3 protein-coding genes are annotated in these 7,738 nt (G+C 38.7%); 2 read left to right on the plus strand and 1 reads right to left on the minus strand.

The features are described from left to right. Nucleotides 1-694 precede the first annotated feature (694 nt). Nucleotides 695-1,939, minus strand: coding sequence for a helix-turn-helix domain-containing protein (locus AC1DSK_RS17000; RefSeq protein WP_477548788.1), 1,245 nt, complete (start codon nucleotides 1,937-1,939; stop codon nucleotides 695-697). Nucleotides 1,940-2,453: 514 nt separating this feature from the next. Between AC1DSK_RS17000 and AC1DSK_RS17005 the strand changes: the two genes are divergently transcribed. Then, complete coding sequence (locus tag AC1DSK_RS17005) at nucleotides 2,454-2,633, plus strand: hypothetical protein (RefSeq protein WP_477548790.1); 180 nt, start codon at nucleotides 2,454-2,456, stop codon at nucleotides 2,631-2,633. Nucleotides 2,634-2,676: 43 nt separating this feature from the next. Continuing rightward, nucleotides 2,677-7,738, plus strand: a 5,062-nt coding sequence (locus tag AC1DSK_RS17010) for a S8 family serine peptidase (protein WP_477598429.1), incomplete at its 3' end; no start/stop codon positions are given.

The following is a 7,738-nucleotide window of genomic DNA, read 5'->3' on the forward strand; positions in this document are numbered from 1 at the left end:
GGAGGGTCCGTCATCATAAGTTTCGCAGAGATCCATTGTGCATCACATAGTGGAGAAAAAAGCTAATGATTTCCATTAGTTTTAGCGAAGCGTACGCTCAATTTGGTAATAAAAACAAGAAATTCAAGACTATGTTTATAAATTGTATAAAAAATATTTTTTCATTACTAAGTGGTGCAAACCGTTGATACATCAATATTTATAGAGGGAGGTTAGTTGAACAGTGTTGTTTAACTTGTGTTCAACAATCGGTCCAGTTTGTTGAACAAGGATATTTTCTGTTTTTTATAATTGGTTCATTATTGAAATGAAGTCACTTATCGAAAAAATGGACCGACTCAAATCCGTAATGCTGTTCAGTAACTGGAAAAGCTATTTGCATAAAAATAAATAAATTGGAGACAATAGGGCAACTTTGTGACATTACATATTACTTGAAAATACTATTGTCCTACTTTGACGGGGGAGGGGTCGCTGGTTCAAGTCCAGTTGGGATAATAACTTAGACACTTGATTTTCAAGGTTTTTTTTATTGTATAACAGCTGTTGAATTTCAATAAAACAGGGTTAATGGGGCAGGATTGGGGCACAAAATTTTTAGTTAAAGTATTTAGATAAAGATGAGGATAAGTAAGGCAGCGAATTCATTAGGAACGCTGCCATTTTTTAAAATTATTGAGCGATAGAATTTTATCTAAGGAAATTGATAATTATTTGGATATTTATTGATTATTGATTTGGCCAATGAATTGGCTTTATTCATTTCCTGATTTTCCATATAGTAATTAAAAAGTTGAATTTGATAATGTTCTGATGCTTGTTCCAAGCCTATTTTATTGAAATATGGTTTAGCTTTATACTCAAGGTACTGATAATAATCATCTTTTTGATCTTGAATTGTAAGGATATGAAGATTAAAAAAATGAACATGGAGTAAATCATTCGTTTTTTTAGCAAGCTTAAGTCCTACTTTAGCTAGAGCTAAAATTTCATCTTTCGATTTCAATTTCCCCTTAATTAGAGTGTTGATATATGCTTCTAGAGAGCAAAGATAATAATATGAATTCTTGTGTTCCCATGAATACATAGCATTTTCGTAGCACTCAATAGCCATTAAATAATTCCCTTCACGAAGTTTATAGTATCCAAAATTAGTGTAGAGACTAGCCCTATGATCATCAAGTCCGTATTCTACCGTCAAATCGATTAGTCGATTATATTCAGAATCTAATGAGATCATCTCATTAGATTGGGCAAGTTGCATTAGTATGAGTGTTTCAGTTTCAATCATTCGGGTAAAGCAACGAGCGTCTTTAAAGTACTGCAAAGCTTTACTTGCATAGTACAAAGCAAACACTCGTGAGTTAATAGAATTATAGGCGTATGCCAAATGATATAGATATTCATGTGTATATTGATTTCCATCAATATCATTTAGAATTGCAATGGCTTTATGATAGTCTTTAGAATATCTTAATTCGTAAAATGCTTTATTGTGAAGGAATAAATTTTTTTCAAATTGAGAAAACTCCTTGCAAGATTCCATTTTATTCAAATACTTAAGCGCCTGGGATTGATCACCTGTTAATAAATAATGCCTAGTAAGAATAAGTGTGTAAAATTGGAAGAAAGTAGGCATTTGTAGAAGTGGTACATGTTCAAGTTTATCCTTTAACTGATCCGCTTTTGAATAAATTTTCATACTAATAGAATATAGCCATTCTTTTAGTAGTGTATCTAGACTCATATAAGTTTTTATTTCAGTTTGCAAATCTATTTCTAGTTTATCAGCTAATAATTGGAGTGTTTCTTGAGAGACTTCAGTTAATCCTCGTTCGATCTTACTAATGTGAGTTGCAGAACATATCCCTTCTCCTAACTCAGCTTGTTTCATATTTTTCAGTGTTCTATAGAATTGAATAATTTTACCTTCAATCAAAATATAACCCTCATTTTGTTGTAATTTACTATAAATATTATCATAACCCCAATTTGAAATAAGGTATTTACTTGTTTTTTTGAAATTAAAAGAAAAAAATTAAAGTGTTTAGGTGGAAAATCACACAAAAAACCCCCATAGCTATATTAAATACCTGATAATATAATAAGTTATATATTTGAAATATTTAGTTAGAAAGCCCAAAAATCTATCAAACTATGATTAGAAGTAGGACCTGCAAGTGACGTAATCGCTTATCCAGTAGGTGCCTTGTTATGTATTCTATAAAGGGTAAGTGACAATTAAGCAAGTCACTTTCACTATTGTAATTCCTTTTAATAGATAGGAGTTTTGGATTTCTAATATGTTTTTTTCAAATGTGATCTTGCATTCAAAAAACTAGGAGGAGTTAAATGGGGAAAAAGTTAACAAAACAAGCTTCTAAAAAGTCTGGCCAGAAACAACAGCAGCTGGATCGTGTTATACATAACACGGAACACATGTTGCCTGTTTAATTGGTGGTCGTGGAAAAGCGGATAGTGAGTATAAAACACTTGATGCAGATATTTATGCTTACCGGGTACTTTGTCCATATGGAAGCGGACTAAGGTTTTTTTTTATTGCTGCAATTGATAAAGCAGAAAAAGATGGCATGGTTGTTATCAATATGCATGGGCAATTCAAAATAAAATAAAAATACAAAATTTTCAAGAGATTGCAATAAGGGGGGAATTGAATTGGTAAATCGTAAGTTAAAGAACATTTTAGCAACTGCGACGATGAGTGCTTTATTACTGTCATCTGTCATTCCGTACAACGTGCTAGCGGCATCATCAACACCTATCGATCCTTTTCATCAGGATTCGAGCGCTCCACAGTTGACGAAAGAACAGATTGCGGCATTGAATCAGTACAGCATAGGTGGTCCAAAAATTTCGTCTAAGATCAACACATCAAGCGTGGAACCTGTTCGTGTCATTGTTGAATTCAAGCAAGCACCGGCAAAAGTAGCTGTCATGCAGTCACAAGTAGCTGGAGACAAGACAACATTAGAAGAAGAATCACAAGACGTAAGCGATTCGCACAAACAGTTTCGTGCATTTGTGGATGGATTGTCTCAGCACAAAGCTGGCCTAAGTGTTAATGCAGTTACTGCGCAAACTGCAGCTGGTGAAGGAGATGCTGGAGATTCATCTGCCATCCAAATTACAAGAGAATATAAGAACGCGTTAAATGGGGTTGCCATGACGCTTCCAGGAAACATGGTCGAGAGACTATTAGAATCTGGTCTTGTTAGCCATGTATTCGCAGATGAACTAGTCAAACTTGACCCGATAGAAGTGGAACAAGTGAAGCAGCAAAGCGTTGAAGGGTTAAAAGAAAATTCGATCCCACTTCCGGGAATTGATGCGCTTCATAACGAAGGCATTAAAGGAAACGGCATTAAAGTCGGCGTGTTAGATACAGGAATCGATTACAATCATCCAGATTTAACGGATGTGTATAAAGGGTACCGAAAACAAGAAGGTGAGAACCCTAGTACAATTGACCCGAAATCAGTTAAGGGATGGGATTTCGTCGATAACGATGCAGATCCGATGGAAACAACATATGATGACTGGGTGAATGCAGGTAAGCCAATCAAACCAGGCCGTGAATACCCGACGTCCCACGGTACGCACGTATCTGGAACCATCGCAGCACAATCGAAAGCAACTGTCGAAAATCCAGCACAAGGGGTTGCCCCTGGCGTTGACTTATATGTCTACCGCGTACTAGGTCCTTACGGTTCTGGTGCTTCGAGCGGGATTGTTGCAGCCATTGACAAGTCCGTTAGTGACGGCATGAAAGTCATTAACCTGTCACTTGGTGCAGCGAGTAACAATCCATTATCAGCAGAAGCAATCGCGGTTAACAATGCAACATTAGTTGGAGTAACATGCGTCATTGCAGCAGGAAACGCAGGTAATTACTCATATACTCTTGGCACACCTGGAGCAGCAGCGCTTCCGATTACGGTTGGTGCAAGTGACTTCCCGATGTCGATTCCGACCGCAACGGCGACAGTTGGAAACGAAACGTTCACCAACTTTAAATTGCTTGGAAAAGGGTTCAATGACCACGTGGAAACACTTGCGAATAAAACCTATCCAGTTGTGTTTGTTGGCTTAGGTGGCGAGGATGATTTCAAAGATGTTGATTTGCAAGGAAAAATAGCATTGATAGAGCGTGGAACGTATGCGCTTAATGAAAAAATTGTGAATGCACAAAAAGCAGGCGCAGTGGCGGCAATCATGTATAACAATGTCGACGGCGACATCGATAACTATTTAGCAAGTGGTGTTGGTTATATCCCAACATTCCGCATGTCAAAAGCAGACGGCGAGCGTTTAAAAGCAGCTGCTGAAACGGATTCAATTACTTTTACTGAAATCGGGTCGATTGTAACAGAAGGAAACAATTTGGCAGGTTTCAGTTCAAGAGGACCAGTTATGTCAACCTATGACATTAAACCTGACGTTGTGGCTCCTGGGGTATCGGTTTACTCGACATATCCAGAATTTATCCACAGTCCAGAACCAGGAATTGATTACTCACAAGCGTATGCCCGTATTTCGGGTACATCAATGGCTTCTCCGCACGTAGCAGGGATTGCTGCATTGATTTTACAAGCACACCCAGATTACAAACCGGCTGATGTCAAAGCAGCCTTGATGAATAGTGCGGACAAACTAAATGGTGAATATTCCGTGTACGAAGTAGGCGCAGGTTTAGTAGATGTAGCAGAAGTCGTTCATAACGATATGGCATTCAAGGTACAAGACACCACATTAACGGGTGATGGAAAGGGTGGCTTTATAGAGAACGCGTATGAAAAAGGCGCATTGACGTTTGGTGCGGTTTACAAAAAAGACGATAGCACAAACACAAAAAACCGTACGATTGTCTTTAAAAACCGCGGTACCCAAGCGAAAACATTCGACGTTTCGGCTGAATATAGTAAACCGGTTGATAATGAGAGTGCTTGGGTAAGTGACGCAGCAGCGAACAATGTAACCGTAACGACTTCATCAGCATCTGTGACGATCGCTGCAGGGGAGGAAACAAATGTAACGGCAACGGTTAACATACCTGCGAGCTCAGAGACGGGTCAATATGAAGGGTATGTGAACATTGTCAACCATGACAATCCAAACGAACACTATCGCATTCCGTTCGCGACTCGCTTCGTTGAAAAAGGAATCGGAGACGTTGAGATCTTGAATCCAGCAATCTCAACGCTAAATTGGCCGAATCTATTTAGGATACCTCAAAGTCGCTATATCCATTTCAGCTTAAACAGCCCGATGAAAGATTTATGGCCGATTATCTATGATAAAGACGGAAAAGCACTTGGAGCAAGTTCGTTAAAACCTTTCAGCTTAAAAGGTGCGCCTCTTGATACGGAACTAAGAACATTATTCGCGGCAACGTATTATCCGTTTATCGGCGAACCGAAAGATGAAAAAACAGACATCAAACAACCGATGCAGACACTACCAGAAGGTGAGTATACCATCAAACTTCGTGCAACAGATGCAGATGAGGTGAGATACGAGGTCGTTAATCAAAAGTTTATCATCGATAACACTTTTTCGAAGTTGACGCTAAAAGACCATAAACCTGGCGTCTATGAGCTAAGTGATTCGGACTTTACAGATGAACAGATGCCAGACGGAAATACGCACCATGCGTTTTGGCTTCATGCGAATGTATGGGACGAAGGAACGGCAAAATTAGCACCTTTAGGCTACACACAGTCTGAAAATAAGCTATGGTATTACTTCAATCAAAAAGCTGTTTATAACGGCGATTTCCCACTTGATGCAAATGGGGATACAAAAATCGGAATTGAACAATCTGATATTGAGAATGGTCCAGCAACGCTCAGACTATTCCCAAACGATATGGCGAGAAATGGGCACATGTTTACTGATCTTGTTTCCTATGCATTCGTCAAAAAAGGGACACCTTATGTGTCACCAACTTACGATAAGCAAAAAATATATTTAAACGATACAGTCACTATGACGTTGAATTTAAACAACGTAAAAGACTTGATGGCTGGAAACTACGATGTTGGATTCTATAATTGGCTCTTCCAGTTCCAAAGCGTAAAAGTGAACCCAGAATTCCAGAAGTATGCGGATGAAAAAGGATTAACAGTAACCATTGATGAGCCAATCGTGAAAGAAGACCCTAATTATCCAGGTAACAATAAAATGGTGAATGCGGGTGCTCATATCAGTGGCGGTGAAGATTTCAAAGGAATCAGCGGTGATACGCCATTCCTTGATGTGACATTTAAACTGTTTAATGACGATTTCGGCACCCTCTTAGGTTACACGTTTAACGTCCAAGAGAATACCGTTCCATTCACGTATACACAATACGGTGAGCAAGACCCGGTTGTCATCCAATCATTCAACAATATTAACGATTTTAAGATCGTACCAAAGAGCTCTCATGTGATATCTTTTACCCATCTTGAAGCGTTCTATGGAAACTTTAAGATGGATTATTCCATCATAGGAGCAAAAGCATACGGGCAATTGAAAGACGGGACAAAAGTGCAAGGAACGATTGACAAAAAAGGTTTTGTAGATATCTATATTCCTGTATCGAAAGATTCAATTGATATCGATATAGTCGTAGAAGCACCTGGACATCTGAAGAGCATTCAGAAACTGACGCTTGGTTTGAAAACACCTTGGGGCGAAGACATGGGTGTGTATATACAAAAACAAGGTGCCCAACCCGTTGCAGTAGCTGGTGATGTGAATGGAGACGGTGTCATTGACGTGTTAGACGTGAAACAAGTTGCGAAGAAATTCGGAGTTCAAAAACCGAATGATTTCAATATCGAAGACTTGAACCACGATGGTATTGTCAATGTAGGGGATATGAATTACTTGGTTGCAAATCTTTACAAATCAAACCCAGATGCAACAATCACACCAAAAGAAATGGTCGACGGAAAAGTGAGCACAGATTTCTTCAACGAGTTAAGTATTAAATCACTTGTGAACACATTGAAAGCAACAACAAAAACGAATCATACAGCAACATTGAATTGGCTAGCAGCTGTTGATGCGACGAATGTGAAAATTGAACAATCAATTGAAAATGGCCCATGGACAACAGCTACAACAAGTAATCCGTTAACAGTTGATTCAAATACAGCAGTTGTGACTGGATTAAACGAAAACACGACTTATAAATTCCGCGTAACGGTAACGGGCGGGTTAAACGCTGGTTTTTCAAATGTGGCAACTGCTACAACGGATATCACGTTACCTCCAAACCCAACACCAACTCCGGAGCCAACGCCTGAGCCAATCACATTTGCAGATATCTCAGAACATTGGGCAAAAGAGGATATTGAATTATTAGCAACAAAAGGCATTATTAATGGACTGAAAAATGGTTTATTTGCACCCGAAAAAGATATTACACGTGCAGAATTCACAGCCTTACTTGCGCGTGCTCTCGACTTGCCAAAAGCAACGGAGCAAGAAAACTTTACAGATGTCCGACCAACGGATTGGTATGTTTCGGAACTACAATCAGCTGTTGAAGCAGGATTAATCAATGGTTACGAAGACAATACATTTAAACCAAGTATGTACATCACACGTGAACAAATGGCTGCATTAATGGGTCGTGCATACAAAATCATAGAGAAACAAGCACCAACAGTGGATGTGGATCAAGTATTGGCGAAATATATCGATCGTAAATCTATCAGTGCATGGTCCA

It is taken from the genome of Paenisporosarcina sp. P4_B8, from assembly GCF_056402175.1.